The sequence below is a fragment of the Skermanella stibiiresistens SB22 genome, from assembly GCF_000576635.1.
GTDB classification, from domain to species: domain Bacteria; phylum Pseudomonadota; class Alphaproteobacteria; order Azospirillales; family Azospirillaceae; genus Skermanella; species Skermanella stibiiresistens.
Genome location: NZ_AVFL01000103.1, coordinates 1 through 1140 on the forward strand (window position 1 = coordinate 1; position 1140 = coordinate 1140).

Below are 1140 nucleotides of genomic sequence, written 5' to 3' on the forward strand. Positions count from 1 at the left end.
GGCTCGGCGTCGAGGAGCTGGCGCGGCGGCTGCGGCGTCAACGGCCGGCGGGGGTTGGCCGGATCGCGGGCGACCGATTGACCCTGGACGCGCGGACCCTGGCCGACGCCGACCTGCCGCTGATCGCCGGCGCCCTTCGCGCGGCTTTGGCATGAGAAGCGCGCTGGTCGGCGTGATCGGCCATGTCGATCACGGCAAGACCGCGCTGGTCAAGGCGCTGACCGGCGTCGACACCGACTGCCTGGCGGAGGAGAAGCGGCGCGGCATCTCGATCGCGCTGGGATTCTGCCCGCTCGCGGTTGCCGGCGGCGTGATCGACCTGATCGACATGCCGGGGCACGAGCGCTTCGTGCGGACCATGATCTCGGGCGCCACCGGGATCGACGCGGTGCTGCTGGTGGTCGCGGCCAACGAGGGCATCAAGCCGCAGACGGTCGAGCATGTCGGCATCGCCGGCCTGATCGGCGTGACCCGAGGCATCGTCGCGGTCGCCAAATGCGATCTGGTCACCGCCAGCCAAGCCGAGGCGGCCGGGCGCGCCGCCGAGGCGCTGGCCCGCGAGGCTGGGATCGCCGATGTCGCGGTGGTCCACACCTCGGCGCTGACCGGCGCCGGGCTGGGGAGCCTGCGCGACGGTTTGGCGGCGCTGGCGCGTCCGACGGCCGCCGACTCCGCCGATGCCGGGATCTTCCACCTGCCGGCCGACCGGGTCTTCGCGGTCGCCGGCTTCGGCACGGTGGTGACCGGCACCCTGAGGCGCGGCGCGCTGCGGGTTGGCGACGCGGTGGAACTCCAGCCCGGCGGTGCCACCGCGCGGATCCGAGGGCTCCAGATCCATGGGCAAGCGGTCGAAACCGCGTATCCCGGCCGCCGCACCGCCGTCAACCTGCGAGGCGTCGAGCGCGCGGACTTGGCGCCCGGCGTGGCGCTGGCGACGCCGGGGGCGTTGACCGCGGCGTCGTGGCTCGACGTCGAGCTTCGGCTGCTCGCCTCGGCCGAGCGTCCGCTGAAGGGCGGCGCGGTGGTCCGCCTGCTGGCCGGAACGACCGAAGCCGGCGCCCGCGTCCGCCTGCTCGACCGCGACCGGCTCGAACCGGGAGCGACCGCGCCGGCGCAACTCCACGTCGATCAACCCATAGC

The 1140-nt window shown here is 74.3% G+C and carries 1 protein-coding gene; it reads left to right on the forward strand.

All coding sequences use genetic code 11. The features are described 5' to 3' along the window. Nucleotides 1–151: 151 nt before the first annotated feature. A partial coding sequence (gene selB / locus N825_RS35640; protein WP_037462395.1) for a selenocysteine-specific translation elongation factor occupies nt 152–1140 on the forward strand: 989 nt, incomplete at its 3' end.